Source organism: Kitasatospora sp. NPDC086009 (assembly GCF_044540385.1).
In the GTDB taxonomy this organism is placed as follows: Bacteria; Actinomycetota; Actinomycetes; order Streptomycetales; family Streptomycetaceae; genus Kitasatospora.
Genome location: NZ_JBITSA010000015.1, coordinates 141,312 through 156,539 on the forward strand (window position 1 = coordinate 141,312; position 15,228 = coordinate 156,539).

The 15,228-nt window shown below is 72.8% G+C and carries 15 protein-coding genes; 7 read left to right on the plus strand and 8 right to left on the minus strand.

Features of this window, described 5'->3' with window-relative positions; translation table 11 throughout:
- Positions 1-191: 191 nt before the first annotated feature.
- Positions 192-1,055: a DMT family transporter gene (locus ACIF6L_RS29525; RefSeq protein WP_396490539.1), complete on the plus strand. Its 864-nt coding sequence runs from the start codon at positions 192-194 to the stop codon at positions 1,053-1,055.
- A 51-nt stretch (positions 1,056-1,106) separates the two neighbouring features.
- On the opposite strand, the gene ACIF6L_RS29530 is transcribed toward ACIF6L_RS29525, so the two are convergent.
- Together ACIF6L_RS29530 and ACIF6L_RS29535 are read right to left on the minus strand one after the other, a co-directional pair.
- Positions 1,107-1,496 carry a hypothetical protein gene (locus ACIF6L_RS29530; protein ID WP_396490541.1) on the minus strand — a complete coding sequence of 130 codons (390 nt, stop codon included), beginning with the start codon at positions 1,494-1,496 and terminating at the stop codon, positions 1,107-1,109.
- Positions 1,493-1,828 carry an SAV_915 family protein gene (locus tag ACIF6L_RS29535; protein WP_396490543.1) on the minus strand — a complete coding sequence of 112 codons (336 nt, stop codon included), beginning with the start codon at positions 1,826-1,828 and terminating at the stop codon, positions 1,493-1,495. The genes ACIF6L_RS29530 and ACIF6L_RS29535 overlap by 4 nt, the downstream gene beginning before the upstream one ends.
- A 235-nt stretch (positions 1,829-2,063) precedes the next feature.
- Here ACIF6L_RS29535 and ACIF6L_RS29540 point away from each other — a divergent pair, with 235 nt between their 5' ends.
- From ACIF6L_RS29540 to ACIF6L_RS29550, 3 genes are all read left to right on the plus strand, one after another.
- A complete protein-coding gene (locus ACIF6L_RS29540; RefSeq protein ID WP_396490545.1) occupies positions 2,064-2,489 on the plus strand; it encodes a helix-turn-helix domain-containing protein in 426 nt (141 codons plus the stop codon).
- A complete protein-coding gene (locus ACIF6L_RS29545) occupies positions 2,482-2,838 on the plus strand; it encodes a DUF4180 domain-containing protein (protein ID WP_359839591.1) in 357 nt (118 codons plus the stop codon). Before ACIF6L_RS29540 ends, ACIF6L_RS29545 begins: the two co-directional genes overlap by 8 nt.
- A gap of 198 nt (positions 2,839-3,036) precedes the next feature.
- Positions 3,037-5,256 carry an NADP-dependent isocitrate dehydrogenase gene (locus ACIF6L_RS29550; protein ID WP_359809792.1) on the plus strand — a complete coding sequence of 740 codons (2,220 nt, stop codon included), beginning with the start codon at positions 3,037-3,039 and terminating at the stop codon, positions 5,254-5,256.
- 126 nt (positions 5,257-5,382) lie between these two features.
- On the opposite strand, the gene ACIF6L_RS29555 is transcribed toward ACIF6L_RS29550, so the two are convergent.
- Positions 5,383-6,381 carry a YdcF family protein gene (locus tag ACIF6L_RS29555; RefSeq protein WP_329490996.1) on the minus strand — a complete coding sequence of 333 codons (999 nt, stop codon included), beginning with the start codon at positions 6,379-6,381 and terminating at the stop codon, positions 5,383-5,385.
- 158 nt (positions 6,382-6,539) lie between these two features.
- The gene (locus ACIF6L_RS29560) at positions 6,540-8,006 is read right to left on the minus strand and encodes an MFS transporter (protein ID WP_396490548.1); all 1,467 of its coding nucleotides are present in this window, start codon (positions 8,004-8,006) and stop codon (positions 6,540-6,542) included.
- Between the two features lie 168 nt (positions 8,007-8,174).
- On the opposite strand from ACIF6L_RS29560, the gene ACIF6L_RS29565 reads away from it, so the two are divergent.
- Positions 8,175-8,885: a TetR/AcrR family transcriptional regulator gene (locus ACIF6L_RS29565; protein ID WP_396490550.1), complete on the plus strand. Its 711-nt coding sequence runs from the start codon at positions 8,175-8,177 to the stop codon at positions 8,883-8,885.
- 124 nt (positions 8,886-9,009) lie between these two features.
- On the opposite strand, the gene ACIF6L_RS29570 is transcribed toward ACIF6L_RS29565, so the two are convergent.
- The 4 genes from ACIF6L_RS29570 to ACIF6L_RS29585 all read right to left on the minus strand — a co-directional run bounded on the left by ACIF6L_RS29570 (position 9,010) and on the right by ACIF6L_RS29585 (position 13,405).
- Entirely contained in the window at positions 9,010-9,990 is a 981-nt protein-coding gene (locus tag ACIF6L_RS29570) for a cytochrome c oxidase assembly protein (RefSeq protein WP_329492364.1), read from the minus strand.
- A 228-nt stretch (positions 9,991-10,218) separates the two neighbouring features.
- Entirely contained in the window at positions 10,219-10,914 is a 696-nt protein-coding gene (locus ACIF6L_RS29575; protein ID WP_396490551.1) for a TNT domain-containing protein, read from the minus strand.
- 346 nt (positions 10,915-11,260) lie between these two features.
- The gene (gene nagB / locus ACIF6L_RS29580) at positions 11,261-12,043 is read right to left on the minus strand and encodes a glucosamine-6-phosphate deaminase (protein WP_329491001.1); all 783 of its coding nucleotides are present in this window, start codon (positions 12,041-12,043) and stop codon (positions 11,261-11,263) included.
- 366 nt (positions 12,044-12,409) lie between these two features.
- Positions 12,410-13,405, minus strand: a complete 996-nt coding sequence (locus ACIF6L_RS29585; RefSeq protein ID WP_329491002.1) for a 2-hydroxyacid dehydrogenase — start codon at positions 13,403-13,405, stop codon at positions 12,410-12,412.
- Positions 13,406-13,879: 474 nt separating this feature from the next.
- Between ACIF6L_RS29585 and ACIF6L_RS29590 the strand changes: the two genes are divergently transcribed.
- On the plus strand, positions 13,880-14,284 hold the full coding sequence (locus ACIF6L_RS29590) for a tyrosinase cofactor (protein ID WP_329491003.1): 405 nt from the start codon (positions 13,880-13,882) through the stop codon (positions 14,282-14,284).
- Between the two features lie 56 nt (positions 14,285-14,340).
- The gene (locus ACIF6L_RS29595) at positions 14,341-15,168 is read left to right on the plus strand and encodes a tyrosinase family protein (protein WP_396490554.1); all 828 of its coding nucleotides are present in this window, start codon (positions 14,341-14,343) and stop codon (positions 15,166-15,168) included.
- The last annotated feature ends 60 nt before the right edge of the window (positions 15,169-15,228 follow it).

Consider the following 15,228-nt stretch of genomic DNA (forward strand, 5'->3'; position numbering starts at 1 on the left):
GGCCGCACAGGGGTCGGGTCCGGGCGGCCGCGTAGGCTGACCGCCATGCGTTCCGTGATTCTTCCGCCGCCCGCCCGCTAGCGGGCGCGCTCCACGATTCCCCGCCCGGCGGCGCCGTCGCCACCGGGCCGCTGGATGCCGCCCGCGTCGACCGCGGACGTCACCGGCCCACCATCGTGGAGAACCAACGCATGACCACTCGTTCCGCCGTGCCGCTCCGGCACGGCCTGCTGTCCATCTCGGCCGCCGCCGTCGCCTGGGGCCTGGGCGGCGCCGCCGCCGCGCTGCTGCTGCGGACCACCGGGCTCGGCCCGGTGGCCGTCTGCTTCTGGCGGTTCGCCGTCGCGGCCGGCTGTCTGGCCCTCCTCCCCGCCCGCCGGGGGCGCGCCGGTGCGCGCGGCGCGGCCCTGCTCACCGGGCTCGGGCTGGCGGTGAGCCAGTGCGCCTACTTCGGCTCGGTGCAGTACGCCGGTCTCGGCCTCGGCACCCTGGTCACCATCGGTGCGGGGCCCGTCCTGACCAGTCTCGGCGCCCATCTGCTGCTCGGTGAGCGGCTCACCGCGCGGGCAGCGATCGCGATCGCGGTCGCGCTGGGCGGGCTGGTCCTGCTGGTCGCCGCCCCGGCGGCCGGCCCGCGGCCGGTGCTCGGCGTGGCGCTCGCCGTCCTGGCGGGCGCCGGGCAGAGCGGCCTCACCCTCTGGGCCCGCGGCGGCGGTTCGGCCCGGGCGGACGTCGGCGCCTTCACCACCGGCATGCTCTGCCTGCTGCCCCTGGCCGCGGCCGACGGGGTGCTGCCGACCGCGGGCGGTCCGGCGCTGACGGCGGGCGCGCTGCTCTTCCTGGGGACCGTCCCCACGCTGCTCGCCTACCGCTGGTACTTCACCGGTCTGACGGCCGTCCCCGGGGCGACGGCCGCCGTGCTGGTGCTGCTGGAGCCGGCGACCGCCGCGCTGCTCGCCACCGTCTGCTTCGGCGAGCCGGTGACCCCGGCCCTGCTGGCGGGCTCCGTTCTGCTGCTGGCCGCGATCGCGCTGCTCACCCGCCAGAGCGGCTGACCGCTAGGGCCGCCCGCGCCCCGCCCGGTCGACGGTGGGGCGCGGGCGGCCTCACGGCACCGGCCGCAGCGTCGGCGGAGCAGGTGTCAGGGCGCGCAGCACGAGGTCGACCTGGACCCGCACCGCGCCGGCCCGGAGCAGCGCGGTGGAGACCGCGCGCAACTCCTGGGGGCCGCCGCAGACGAGCCGCAGTTCGAGGTCGGCGTCGCCGGCCAGCGCGAACCCGCTCCGGATGGCCGGGAACTCGGCGGCGAGCCGGTCGAAGTCGAGCGGTACGGGGCCGAAGCCGACCCGGACCAGGGCGTGCAGGGGCCGCCCGCCGCCGGCGTGCGGGGCTCCCCCGGGCCGGGCCGCCGGCCCGGGGGAGCGCTGTCCCGGGCCGGCGGCCCGCCGGTCCGGTTCGGGCGACCGGGCGCCGGGGACGAGCCGGAGCGTCGTCACCGGTGCTGGAGCTCGGTCCGGACAGCCGCCGCGGTGTGGCCGGAGGGCCCGGCGGGCGTGCTGGCCGCGCCCTCCCGGGCGGGCCTGGCGACGGGCGGTGCCACCAGCCGTGGATCCAGGACCAGGGCGTCCACGCCGAGCGGCGCGGCGAGCGCCCGCAGCGCAGGCTCGGCGAGTTCGGTGCACGCCTGGTCCGGTCCGAGGAGCGCGGTCAGCGCCTCGGTGGTGGCGAAGCCCACCGCGCAGCGACGGCCGTCGCGCAGGCGGAAGAGCCGGAGGGCGGTGGTGGATCCGGTGACGGTGACCGGGACGTGCCAGACGACGGGGGCCATGCGGTGCTCCCAAGGAGTGGTGGGGCCTGCGGGAACTGCTTACTCCGACGCTAGGGCGGCGGCGGGCCGTCGGTCGCTCCCCTGACGCGGCGTTGACCGAATGCGGTGCTGTGTTGACGGAGTCCTGACGGTCCCCGGACTTCCCCCCGATCACACCTTCCCTTTCCTTCCCTATATTCCCGATTGTTGTGGTAGTTTGCGTAATGATAAGGAAGATCGAAGGAAGTGAGGCCTGGTGGCGCCCTACTACTCGGTGGAACAGGTGGCCGAACTGCTGGACCTGCACGTGCGCACGGTGCGCGGCTACGTCCGCGACGGCCGTCTCCGGGCGACCAGGATCGGCAAGCAGTACCGGATCACCGCCCAGGACCTCGCGGAGTTCACCGGTGCCCCCGCGCCCGCGCCGTCCGAGGAGCGGCGCCACGCCGAGGCCTCGACCATCGTGCAGATCGACGCGATCGGGACGGTGGAGGCCGCCCGGCTGGCCAACACCCTGATGGCGGCCGTCGCGGGCCCGCGTGAGGACGGACCGCTGCGGGTCCAGACCCTGCACGACGAGCAGCGCTCGACGCTCAAGGTGGTCATCCTCGGGGGTCTGGCCGACACGGCCGAGCTGCTCGTCATCGTCAACGCACTGATCGGGGAGAACGCCGATGTCTGAGTCCGCCGTCACCGTCCTGCGCCTGCCCGCCGACGGCCCGCCGGTGCGCGACGAACGGGATGCCACCGATCTGATCGGTGACGCGTTCGCGGCGGGCGCGGCCTGGGTCGTGGTGCCCGTCGAGCGCTTCGAGGAGGACTTCTTCCGCCTCAGCACCCGGATCGCGGGCGGGATCGTGCAGAAGTTCGCCACCTACCGGCTCGGCCTGGCCGTCATCGGTGACATCTCCCGCCACACCGACGGCAGCGGCCCGCTGCGGGACTTCGTCCGGGAGAGCAACCGGGGCGGCCAGCTCTGGTTCCTGGCCGACGAGGCCGAGTTCGACGCCCGGCTCGCCGCACACCGGTGAGGCCGCCGGCGGGGGGTTCCGCAGGCCCGCGCCCCGCTGCTCCGCTTGCCCGGCGCCCGCCCCGGGACGACGGTGGAGCTGACCGCCGCCGGCCCGCCCGGGCGCGGGAGCGCACTCCGGTACGGGGGGAGGTGGAGCGAAGGGGCGAACACGAGATATCTTGACATCAAGACGTTGGAGACGTGAAGCGGAGTACCGATGACTGACTCGACCATCATCTATACGCACACCGACGAGGCGCCGGCCCTGGCAACGTACTCGTTCCTGCCTGTGGTGCAGGCTTACGCCTCGACGGCGGGTGTGCGGGTGGAGACCCGCGACATCTCCCTCGCCGGGCGGATCATCGCGAGCTTCCCGGAGCGTCTGGAGGAGGGCCAGCGGATCGAGGACGCCCTCGCCGAGCTGGGCGAACTCGCCAAGACCCCGAGCGCCAACATCATCAAGCTGCCGAACATCTCGGCCTCCATCCCGCAGCTGAAGGCGGCGGTCGCCGAGCTCCAGGCGCAGGGCTACGCGCTGCCGGACTACCCGGACGACCCGCAGACGGACGAGGACAAGGACGTCCGGGCCCGCTACGACAAGGTCAAGGGCAGCGCGGTCAACCCTGTCCTGCGCGAGGGCAACTCCGACCGCCGCGCCCCCGCGTCGGTCAAGAACTACGCCAAGACGCACCCGCACCGCATGGGCGCCTGGTCGGCCGACTCCAAGACCAACGTCGCGACCATGGGCGCGAACGACTTCCGGTCCACCGAGAAGTCCGCGGTGGTCTCCTCGGCCGGCTCGCTGCGCATCGAGCTGGTCGCCGAGGACGGCACCACCACCGTGCTGCGTCCGTCCGTCCCGGTCCTGGCCGGCGAGGTCGTCGACGCCTCGGTGCTGCACGTCGCCGCGCTGCACGAGTTCCTGGCGGCCCAGGTCGCCCGCGCCAAGAGCGAGGGCGTGCTGTTCTCGGTGCACCTCAAGGCCACCATGATGAAGGTCTCCGACCCGATCATCTTCGGCCACGTGGTCCGCGCCTTCTTCCCGAACACCTTCGCCAAGTACGGCGAGGCGCTGGCCGCGGCCGGTCTGAACCCGAACAACGGCCTCGGCGGCATCCTGGGCGGGCTCGAGAAGCTGGAGAACGGCGCCGAGATCAAGGCCTCCTTCGAGGCCGAGCTGGCCGAGGGCCCGGCCCTGGCCATGGTCGACTCCGACAAGGGCATCACCAACCTGCACGTGCCGAGCGACGTCATCGTCGACGCCTCGATGCCGGCCATGATCCGCACCTCCGGCCACATGTGGGGCCCGGACGGCAACGAGGCCGACACCCTGGCCGTGCTGCCGGACAGCAGCTACTCCGGTGTGTACCAGGCCGTCATCGACGACTGCCGCGCCCACGGCGCCCTCGACCCGGCCACCATCGGCTCGGTGCCGAACGTCGGGCTGATGGCCCAGGCGGCCGAGGAGTACGGCAGCCACGACAAGACCTTCGAGATCGCCGCCGCCGGCACCGTCCGGCTCGTCGACGACGAGGGCAACGTCGTGCTGGAGCAGGCCGTCGAGGCCGGCGACATCTTCCGCGCCTGCCAGACCAAGGACCTGCCGATCCAGGACTGGGTCAAGCTGGCCGTCACCCGCGCCCGCGCCACCGGCGACCCGGCCGTCTTCTGGCTGGACGAGAACCGCGCGCACGACGCCGTGCTGATCGAGAAGGTCAAGACCTACCTGCCGGAGCACGACACGGCCGGTCTGCAGATCGAGATCAAGAACCCGGTCGAGGCCACCAAGTTCTCGCTGGAGCGCATCCGCCGCGGCGAGAACACCATCTCGGTCACCGGCAACGTGCTGCGCGACTACCTCACCGACCTCTTCCCGATCCTGGAGCTGGGCACCAGCGCCAAGATGCTGTCGGTCGTCCCGCTGATGAACGGCGGCGGCCTCTTCGAGACCGGCGCCGGCGGCTCCGCCCCGAAGCACGTCCAGCAGCTGGTCAAGGAGGACTACCTGCGCTGGGACAGCCTGGGCGAGTTCTTCGCGCTGGCCGCCAGCTTCGAGCACCTGGCCCAGACCACCGACAACGCCCGCGCCCAGGTGCTGGCCGACACGCTGGACCGCGCCACCGGCACCTTCCTCAACGAGGACAAGTCGCCGAGCCGTCGCCTCGGCGGCATCGACAACCGCGGCAGCCACTTCTACCTGGCCCTGTACTGGGCCCAGGAGCTGGCCGGGCAGACCGCCGACGCCGAGCTGGCCCAGGCGTTCGCCGGTCTGGCCGAGGCGCTGGCCGGGCAGGAGCAGGTCATCGTCGAGGAGCTCATCGCCGTGCAGGGCTCGCCGGTCGACATCGGCGGCTACTACCAGCCCGACCCGGCCAAGGCCGCGGCCGTGATGCGTCCCTCGAAGACCTTCAACGAGGCGCTCGCCAACCTCGGCTGATCCCAGCCGGGCGGAGTCGGCACCAGGCCGGCACCAGGCCGGCACCGAGCCGTACCGGGAGGCCCCCGGGTCCGTTCGCGGACCCGGGGGCCTCCCCGCGTCCGGCGGGGCGGGCGGCCGGGCGGCTCACCACCGCCATCCCACCACCGCCCCCGCCGTCGCGAGCAGCAGCACGGCGACTGCGTTCGCCCGGGGGTACATCAGGCCCGTCGCGACCACCTCGCGCAGGACGGCGCTGGGCCAGTAGTACCCGGCCGTCGGCGCGCCGACGACCTGCCCCGGCACCCCCGCCCGGCGGGTGGTCACGGCGGAGCGCAGCACGTGGAAGCTGCTGGTCACCACGGTGCAGTGGTAGCCGGGCCGTTCGCGCTCCATCAGCTCGCGGCTGAAGGCGAGGTTCTCGGTGGTGCTGGTGGCCTTCTCCTCCAGCCGGATCCGCTCCCGCGGGCAGCCGGCGGCGACCAGGTGGTCCGCCATCGCCGAGGCCTCGGTGCAGCTCTCGTCCGGGCCCTTGCCGCCGGTCACCAGCATCAGCGGTGCGTGTCCGGCGGCCTCCTCGGCGCGGTAGAGCGCCATCGCCCGGTCCAGCCGGGCGGCCAGCAGCGGCGGCACCTCGCAGCCGTTCAGCCCGGCGCCCAGCACCACCAGGTAGTCGGCGCCGGGCCGGGGGGCGAGGCGCCGGTACAGCAGGGTGTACCCGAGGAAGCAGAGCAGCAGGAAGGCGCCGTAGCCGCCGAGCAGGACGGCGGCGCCGGCCGCCGCGCGCAGCGCCCGGACGCTGAGGTAGGTGGCCGAGAGCAGCAGCCCGAGCAGGGCGAGCAGGGCGGCGCCGGCGAGCAGGGACAGCAGGCTGGCCGGCCGGGTGCCCTCCCGCCGGACCATGGTGACCCCGTTGGCCACCAGCAGGGCGGCCGCGACCAGGCCGCTCAGCCAGACCGCGCCGGCCACCCCGGCGGTGACGGCGCTCGCGGCCGACGAGGAGAAGTGGCCGACCGCGCTCACCGTGCCGAGCGCCGCGCAGACGCCGATCAGGCCGATCAGCACCCCGTTGCCCAACCGTCTCGGTTCCTGGATCCGGGAGAGCAGGACCACGGCGAGCAGGGCGGCCATCAGAAGCGCTTGCATGCCCGGATCCTAGGCGGTGTCGGCAGGGTCGCGGCGTCGCGGACCCGGCGGGACCCTGCCACCCCCCCAGGCGCACACGCGCGGGCGCCGCCGCCTGCCGGGCTGGTCCCGGCGGGCGACGGCGCAGGTGATGGGGCGGGAAGGGGCCGGAGGCGGGCTCACCCCTCCTCGTGCGGGCGGGCGTGGCGGGGCAGCAGGAAGGCCACCAGGAAGGCCAGCGCGAGCAGGCCCGCGCTGAGGCCGAAGGTCCAGCCGGCCGCGTGCCGGAAGCCCTCCGGACCGGCCCAGCCGAAGAACGCGGTGCCGAGCAGGGCGACCCCGATCGAGCCGCCGAGCTGCTGTTGCGCGTTGAGCACGCCGGAGGCCGAGCCGGTCTCGGCGTCCTCCACACCGGCCAGGGCGATGTCGAAGAACGGCGCCATGATCAGGCCGAGTCCGAATCCGGTGACCAGCAGCGCGGGGATCAGCGCCCAGCTGGTCAGGCCGCCGGCCCAGTGCTCCACCGAGGCCCAGAGCCCGAGCGCGCCGGTGGCGGCGACCGCCATCCCGGCGTGCAGCACCCGGCGGCCGTAGCGGGGGCCGAGGACGCCGCCGGAGAGCACGGCGCCGGCCACGATGCCGAGCGAGAGCGGGATCATGCTGAGGCCGGAGTGCAGCGACGTCCAGCCGAGGCCGAGCTGGAGGTAGAGGGTGAAGGTCAGCAGCAGGCCGGAGAGCGCGGCGAAGAAGACCAGGCCGGTGGCGAGCGCCGAGGTGAAGGCCCGCTTGGCGAACAGCGAGGGCTCGATCAGCGGGGTGCCCCCGCGCCGCAGCACGCTGCGCTGGTGGAGGGCGAAGAGCCGGAGCACCGGCAGCGAGGCGGCCATGGCCAGGTACGTCCAGAGCGGCCAGCCCAGCTCGCGGCCCTGGACCAGCGGGTAGACCAGCAGCAGGACGGCGGTGCTGAGCAGCAGCACGCCCACCGGGTCGAGCCGGCCGGCGCCCTCCGCCCGGGTGGTCCGGTTGGCGGGCAGGATCCTGACGGCGGCCACCACGGCGAGCAGCCCGAGCGGCAGGTTGATCAGGAAGACCATCCGCCAGCCGGTGCCGAACCAGTCGGCGTCGGTGAGGTAGCCGCCGAGGGTGGGGCCGAGGACGGAGGAGAGCCCGAGGATCGGCCCGAACAGCCCGAAGGCGGCGCCGATCTCCTTGGGCGGGAACATCGCCTTGATCAGGCCGAGCCCCTGCGGGATCAGCAGTGCGGCGAACAGGCCCTGGACGGTCCGGGCGGCGATCAGGGTGCCCGCGCCGGTGGCGGCCGCGCAGAGCACGGAGGCGAGCGTGAAGCCGGCCGCGCCGAGGACGAACAGGCGCTGGCGGCCGAAGAGGTCGCCGAGCCGGCCGCCGGTGATCAGCAGCACGGCGAAGGCGAGCGTGTAGGAGGCGGAGATCCACTGGATCTGTGCGTCGCCCCCGCCGAAGTCGCGCTGGATGGCGGGGGAGGCCACGCCGACGATCGTGGTGTCGAGGAGGTCCATCACCTCGGCGGCCAGGATCACGGCGAGGGCGGCCCAGCGCAGCCGGTATCCGGCCGGTTCGGGCTCGGCCGCGGTGGCGGCCGGGGGTGGGGCGGTCTGACTGGTCATGAGGGGGCTCTCCGGGATCCGGGGCTGGGAACGGGACTGGAACTCGAAGTGGGGGCGAACTCTGTTCGCCTGAACGAACACTGTTTTCTTCGACGAACAGTGTTTTCCCATGGAACGGCGTTCGTGTCAAGTACGCTGGGACTCGTCGCCGACCACGAAGGAGCCCCGATGACCAGTGCCGCCCCGCGTCCGAGCTGGCCAGCGCACTGGCGGGAGAAGGAGAAGGCGCCGGCCAGGCGCCAGCCGCTGAGTCGCGAGCGGATCGTCGAGGCGGCGCTGCGGATCGTCGACGCCGAGGGCATGGACGCGCTGAGCATGCGACGGGTCGGCCAGGAGCTCGACACCGGGGCCGCGAGCCTCTACGCCCATATCGGCGGCAAGGAGGAGCTGGTCGAGCAGGTCCTCGACCTGGCCTACTCCGAGATCGAACTCGAGGAGCCCGACGCGGCCGACTGGCAGGAGCAGATCAAGCGGCTGATGCGCCGCTCCCGGGACGCCCTGCTGGCGCACCGGGACCTCGCCCGGGCGGCGGTGGTGGCCAATGTGCCCACCACGCCGCACGCCATGGACATCGCCGAGTCCATGCTCGGCATCCTGCGCGCGGGAGGCCTCGACGAGCAGACCGCCGCGTACGGGGTCGACGTGCTCGGGCTCTACACCACGGCGACCACCTTCGAGGCGTCCACGCGTGGGGGCGGGAACTCCCAGGACTACACCGACCAGGTGCGGGAGTACTTCGGCACCATCCCCGCCGACCGCTATCCGATGATCACCTCGATGGCGGCGGCGCTCACCCGCAACGTCGGTGACGAGCGGTTCGAGTTCGGTCTGGACATCCTGGTGGCCGGCCTCGCCCGCCAGAACGGCTGGAAGGCCTGAGCCGCCAGGGCCCGAGCCGCCGGGGTCCTGAACCCCAGAGGAGCCTGCGGCCGGGGACGACGAAGCCCCCGCCGGTGGGGCGGGGGCTTCGTCACGGTGTCGGGGGCGGTGCCGGCGCGGCCGGTCAGCCCGCGTCGGCCGCCGGTGCCGGGGCGGCCCGCTGGCCGCGCTTGTCCAGCGAGGCCAGGTAGGCGTTGTACGCGGCCAGCTCGGCGTCGCCGCTGCGGTCCTCGGCGCGGTCGCGGCGGCGGGACACCCGCTGCTCGGACCGCATCCACTGGTAGACCAGCGCGATCAGCACGATCGCGGTCGGGATCTCGCCGAATGCCCAGGTGATGCCACCGGCCAGCTTCTGGTCGTCCAGCAGCTTCGTCCCCGGAGGCGCTCCCTCCTCGGTGAAGGTGGTCACCAGCGGGTGGCTGGCCATCATCACCGCGACGCCGAAGAAGGCGTGGAACGGCATCCCCATGAACAGCTCGATGATCCGCATCACGTGGCCAGGCCGGTGCGGGCCCGGGTCCACGCCCATGATCGGCCAGAAGAACGCCAGTCCGGCGGCGAGGAAGTGCACCATCATGAAGATGTGCCCGAGCCGGTACTGCATGAGGAAGTCGAACAGCGGGGTGAAGTAGACCCCGTAGAGGCTCGCGATGAACAGCGGGATGGTGAAGCCCGGGTGCGAGACGACCTTGACGTAGGTGCTGTGCAGCAGGGCCACCAGCAGCTCGCGCGGCCCGCGCGGCCGGCCTTTGCCGGCCGGGCGCAGCGCCCGCAGCGCCAGCGTGATGGGCGCGCCGAGCAGCAGCAGGATCGGCGACAGCATCGAGAGCACCATGTGCTGCATCATGTGCGCGCTGAAGAGCACCATGCCGTAGTCGTTCAGCCCGGTGCAGGTGACCAGGATCACCGAGCCGATGCCCGCCGCCCAGCCGACCGACCGGCCGATCGGCCAGCGGTCGCCGCGCCGGTACAGCCGGACGACGCCGGCGCCGTACAGCGCCAGGCCGGCCAGGCTGCCGATCAGGAAGACCCAGTCGGGGGACCAGGTCATGACGTTGGAGAGGGAGAAGGGGCCCAGCTCGGTCATTCCGCCGTGGTGGTGCATCCCTGACATTCCGTCGCCCATCGGCGGGTCCCGCTTTCCCTCGTCACGACCCTGGGTGGGTCCGGTTCGCCCGTTTTGCTTGCCTCCACAGCCTAGGCGGGCCTTACTCCGCCGCTTCCCCCGCCCCCCGTCCGCGGGGCGGCGGCGCGGGAAGGGGCGGCGCGCCGGTCGCCGACCGCGTGCCGCCCCTTCCGTCCGTCCGGGTGGGCCTCAGGGCCCGCTGTTCCCCTACAGGCAGTACCCCTTGTCGGTGTGCTCCTTCAGGTAGCCCGCCGTGATCAGGCCGCTCACGTCGAAGGTCGTCAGGGTGGGGTCGTTCGGCTTGAGGTCCGGGTCGAGCCACTGCTGGAGGCCGTTGCCGGGCTGCGAGAAGGCGCCCGCGATGTGGCCCTGCTGGACCTTGAACGCCTTCCGCACCTCGAAGCAGTGGTAGTTGGCCTCGCCCCCGTTGAGGGAGTCCGGCGGGAGGGCGCGCTCGGCGAACCGCGTGCCGCCGGGGGCCAGGAACCTGCCGCGGTCGTTGCTGCCGAAGCGGTCGAGCTTCTTGCCCGTCGGCAGGGTCACCTCGGTCATGTCGAGGTTGCCGCCGTTGGCGGTGAAGCCGTTGTGGTCCGGGTACTTCCAGCCCCGCCAGTCCCGGTACCAGTCCAGGAACCGGGCCGGCGTCACCCCGCCCAGCCGGTCGTAGTCCTTCAGCAGCGCCTTCAGCACCGGGCTCGTCGGCAGGGTGACCGGGCCGAGCTCCCGCCGGGTGCAGAGGTACTGGTCCGCGCCGGTGTCGTAGACCTTCGGGACGCCTTCGCACTCGTTGATCGGCACCCGCTGGGAGGGGGACGACTGCGCGACGGCGGTGCCGGTGGCGGCCAGGCCGGTCAGGGGGAGCGCGACCGCCATGGTGAAGGCGGCGAGAGCGGGACTGCGCATGCGTGGTTCCGTTCGGGAGGGGGAGTGGGGGCGCCTCGGTCACCCCGCCCGCCCGGCGGGCCCGGTAGCCGAGAGCACGCGCACAGTTACCCATAGCGACACGGTTGGTGCACGGATGACCCACGCGCACAGCCTGCCGCCCACCCGTTCGGCCCAGGTCCTGTGCGGTGGAGGCCCGTTCGGGGGCTCAGCGGGCCGCCCGCCCAGGACCGCCGGACGGTCCCGCCGACGAGCCGCGCCGTGTCGGGTGCGGCGGCGCGGGGGAACGCCGAGGACCCGTCGCCGCGAGTGGTGACGGGTCCTCGGCGGCGGGGCTCCGGTTCCACCGGGTGGCCCCGGCCTCGTGTCAGAGGCCCTGCCAGGCGGGCTTGGCGGCGTAGGTGTCGCGGAAGTAGTCGGCGAGCTTGAGGCCGGAGGCGGCCGCCTCGTCGACGACGACGGTGGCGTGCGGGTGCAGCTGCAGGGCCGAGGCGGGCACCATCGCGGACAGCGGGCCCTCCACCGCGAGGGCGACGGCCTCGGCCTTGGCCTCACCGGTGGCGAGCAGCACCAGGTGGCGGGCCTCCAGGATGGTGCCGATGCCCTGGGTGAGCACGTGATGCGGGACTTCGTCGAGGCTGTCGAAGAACCGGGCGTTGTCCTCGCGGGTCTGCCGGGTCAGCGTCTTGATGCGGGTGCGCGAGGCGAGCGAGGAGCACGGCTCGTTGAAGCCGATGTGGCCGTCGGTGCCGATGCCGAGCAGCTGGAGGTCGACCCCGCCGGCCTCGGCGAGCGCGCGGTCGTACGCCGCCGCGGCCGCGGCGATGTCCGGCGCGTTGCCGTCCGGCCCGAGGAAGGACGCCTCGGTCAGGCCGAGCGGCCCGACGACCTCGCGCAGGACCACCGAGCGGTACGACTCGGGGTGGCCGGCCGGGAGGCCGACGTACTCGTCCAGCTGGCAGACGCGTGCGCGGGAGGCGTCCAGGGTCCCGGCCTGCACGCGGGCGGCCAGGGCCTGGTAGATCGGCGTCGGGGTGGAGCCGGTTGCCACCCCGAGCAGGGCGTCGGGCTTGTCGGTCAGCAGATCGGCGATCGCCGCGGCGATGAGGCTGCCTCCGGCGGCAGCGTCGGGCACGATCACGATTTCCATACGGATAGCCATTTCTGGAGAGCGACGTAGAGGTCTAGACCACATTCTGCCGCGAATTCCTCCCCCAGGTCCATTCCGTTCCCCCGGGCGTCCCGGAGGGTGGTCGGCCCCGCCCCGGACGGGGCGGGGCCGGGCGGTGGGCGGGCTCCTCGGCGGGTGGCCTCCGGAGCACACCGTCGACGGCGCCCCGTACGTGCACCAGGGTCATGTCGTCGGCTGCGACGCGTTCAGGATCCAGGCGCAGGCCGTCCTGCGGGCGGACACGCTCGACCCGAACGCAGTCGACCGGGACGGCGACGGCATCGCGTGCCCGGACCTCCCCGGGCCGAAGGACCGCAAGCCGGGTCCCCGCCGGGCACCCCGGGGTCAGTTCCCCGGTACCAGGGTGTTCTCGCTGCGCCGGCCGGCTTCGAAGTCGTCGACGTTGCGGACCGTCGCCTCGATGATCTGGCCGACGGCGGTGTGCGTGAAGTAGGCCTGATGGGAGGTGATCAGGACCTGCGGGAAGGTGACCAGCCGGGCGAGCGTGTCGTCGCTGACGCCCTCGACCGAGCGGTCGTAGAAGAAGACGCCGGTCTCCTCCTCGTAGACGTCCAGACCGACGCCGGACAGCCGGCCGGCGCGCAGCGTCTCGACCAGGGCGGTGGTGTCGACGAGGCCGCCGCGGCTGGAGTTGATCAGGATCGCGTCGTCCTTCATCAGGGCGAGCGCCGCGCCGTCGATCACGTGGTGGGTGCTCGGGACCAGCGGGACGTGCAGGCTGATCAGGTCGCTGCGGGCGAGCAGTTCGGCGCGGTCCACGTAGGTCATGCCGAGCGCGGTGCACGCGGGGTTCTCCGCGATGTCCCAGCCGAGCAGCTCGGTGCCGAAGCCGTGGGCGATCCGGGCGAAGCACTCGCCGATCTTGCCGGTGCCGAGCACGCCGACCGTCATCCCGTGGATGTCGCGGCCGAGCAGCCCGTCCAGCCGGAAGTCGAACTCGCGGGAGCGGTTGGTGGCCCGGGTGAGCCGCCGGTTCACCGCGAGTGCCAGCGCCCAGGCGTGTTCGGCGACGGCGTACGGGCTGTAGTACGAGACCCGGGCGACGGTGAGGCCGAGCTCGGCGGCGGCGTCCAGGTCGATGTTGTTGAAGCCGGTGGAGCGCTGCGCGATCAGCTCGGTGCCGCCGGATGCGAGCAGGCCGAGCGTCCGGGCGTCCAGGACATCGTTGACGCTGCTGCTGACCGCGCGGTGCCCGGCCGCCAGCGGGGCGGTGTCGCGGTCGAGGAAGACCGCCAGGCTGCGCAGCGCGTGGCGCTCGGCGAAGGCCTTCTCCAGCAGGGGCCGCTCATCTTGTTGGACGCCGTAGGCGAGGATCTCCATCCCGTCACGCTACCGAGCCGTCCCGCTCCGACGCCCCCGACGCGTCGGGACGTCGCGCCCACCGGACGAATCGACAGTTGTGGCCGGCGGCACCGGGGTTCGGCCACCGGCGGCCGGAGGGAGGCCGTCCCATCGCGCCATCCTGGCCGGGTGGTGCCGGTCACCGGGGAAGGGTCGGGGGCGAAGGATTTTCGGTGCGGGATCTGCACAGCGTGAAGATCGATCCGGGTCTGACGATCATTCAGTGGAGAAACGGGAGATCTTCCTGGGGCGTCCGAGGCGTGGGCAGTCGGGGGATGGCTGAATCCGCGCCAACCGTACGTACCCCCGCCGATCGGCAGTTCACTAGGTCGAGTTGCCCTGCGAGCATCGAAACAGCGAGCACGATCATGAAATCGCCTCGCATTAACGTTTCTGCAAGCTTTTCTGAACGGCGCCCCAACACCAGACGGGGTGCCCAAGGGGGGTACCACCATGTCCGAAGACACCCATGCCTCGGAGCTGACCCGGCGGCGGATGCTGCAGGGGGCCGCCGTGGCCCTGACCGCGGCCGCCGGCACCGTCGTGCTCGGCGTCGCCGGTCCGACCAGCAAGTCGGCGACGGCGGCCGACCCGGGGGCGTCCGACACCTTCGACGAGGTCTTCCAGGGCCGTCGCATCCAGGGCCGCCCGGTCACCGACGGCAGCAGCCACCACCACGGCGGCGCCGGCTACTCGGTGCGGATCGACGGCGACGAGCTGCACATGATGCGCAACGCGGACGGCACCTGGATCAGCGTCGTCAACCACTACCAGACCTTCGCCACGCCGCGCGCGCTCGCCCGCGCGGCCGTCAGCGAGCTGCAGGGCGCCACGCTCGTGCCGATCGCGACGGTCTGAGCACCGAGTCCGAACACCCGGACCAGGAACACCACTTCACACCCAAGGGGGGACTCATGGCAGTCCGCAAGAACCAGGCGACCCTGACGGCCCAGGAGAAGCGCGCCTTCGTCAACGCCGTGCTCGAGCTCAAGCGCAACGGCGGTTACGACTCCTTCGTCACGACCCACAACAACTTCATCATCAGCGACACCGACAACGGCGAGCGGGTCGGCCACCGTTCGCCGTCCTTCCTGCCCTGGCACCGGCGCTTCCTGCTCCAGTTCGAGGAGGCCCTGCAGGCGATCGACCCGACCGTCACCCTCCCGTACTGGGACTGGACCGCGGACCGCACCACCACCGCCTCGATCTGGGGCGCCGACTTCATGGGCGGCAACGGCCGCAGCAGCGACGGCCAGGTGACCACCGGCCCGTTCGCCTTCTCCGGCGGCAACTGGGCGCTGAACGTGCGGCCGGACAGCCGCACCTTCCTGCGGCGCCAGTTCGGCGCCTCGGTCGCCCAGCTGCCGACCCGCGCCGAGGCCACCGGTGTGCTGGCGATCGCCGCGTACGACGCCGCGCCGTGGAACAGCGCCTCGGACGGCTTCCGCAACAACCTGGAGGGCTGGCGCGGGGTCAACCTGCACAACCGGGTGCACGTCTGGGTCGGCGGTCACATGACCACCGGCATGTCGCCCAACGACCCGGTGTTCTGGCTGCACCACTGTTTCATCGACAAGCTCTGGTCGGAGTGGCAGAAGCTCCACCCGTCGTCCACCTACCTGCCGGCGGCCGGCACGGCGAACGTGGTCGACCTCAACGAGACCATGAAGCCGTGGAACAACGTGACCCCGGCGGACATGCTCGACCACACCACCCGCTACACCTACGACACCGGCTTCTGACCGGCCGCGCGCCGACCTGACGCCCGCACGAGACGGCGCCGGCCCCCGAGCGGTTGCTCG